Consider the following 950-nt stretch of genomic DNA (forward strand, 5'->3'; position numbering starts at 1 on the left):
CGTGTGCATCTGCTGCAGAACTGGTTCGGCTACAGCGATCCAGCGATGGAGGAAGCGCTGTACGAAACCACGATCCTGCGCCAGTTTGCCGGGCTGAACCTGGAGCGCATCCCCGACGAAACCACCATTCTCAACTTCCGCCGCTTGCTGGAGAAACACGAGCTGGCGGCCGGCATCCTCGCTGTCATCAATGGCTATCTGGGCGACCGCGGCCTGTCGCTGCGCCAGGGCACCATCGTCGATGCAACGCTGATCAATGCGCCCAGTTCGACCAAGAACAAGGACGGCAAGCGCGACCCGGAAATGCACCAGACCAAGAAGGGAAACCAGTATTATTTTGGCATGAAGGCCCACATCGGCGCCGATGACGAATCGGGTCTGGTGCACAGCGTAGTGGGCACGGCGGCCAATGTGGCGGATGTCACCCAGGTGGACAAATTGCTGCATGGCGACGAAAACGTGGTCTGCGCCGATGCAGGCTACACCGGTGTCGAAAAGCGGCCCGAGCATGAAGGACGTGAAGTTATCTGGCAGGTGGCGGCACGCCGCAGCACCTACAAAAAACTCGATAAGCGCAGCGTGCTGTACAAAGCCAAGCGCAAGATTGAAAAGGCCAAGGCTCAGGTGCGCGCCAAGGTCGAGCATCCGTTCCGGGTAATCAAGCGCCAGTTCGGTTACACCAAGGTGCGCTTTCGCGGCTTGGCCAAAAACACGGCGCAACTGGTGACACTGTTCGCTCTGTCGAACCTGTGGATGGCGCGCCGACATTTACTGACGAATGCAGGAGAGGTGCGCCTGTAATGCGGGAAATGGCCACCGGAGTGGGGTCCGGGTGGCGAAAACGTAAGAAATACTCGTCGAATTGATTGTTTTTTGATCATTTGGCGAGTTTAAAAGTTGCGCTAGGTGGTATGCCGGGGAAATACATGGCTACTTCAGACCATCCTTAG

1 protein-coding gene is annotated in these 950 nt (G+C 57.5%); it reads left to right on the forward strand.

Annotation, left to right across the window (positions count from 1 at the left end):
- The coding region (locus TALK_RS21860; RefSeq protein ID WP_085621276.1) for an IS5-like element IS1384 family transposase at positions 1-801 on the forward strand (801 nt) is incomplete at its 5' end.
- Between the last annotated feature and the right edge of the window lie 149 nt (positions 802-950).

The organism is Thalassospira alkalitolerans (genome assembly GCF_002115745.1).
In the GTDB taxonomy this organism is placed as follows: Bacteria; Pseudomonadota; Alphaproteobacteria; order Rhodospirillales; family Thalassospiraceae; genus Thalassospira; species Thalassospira alkalitolerans.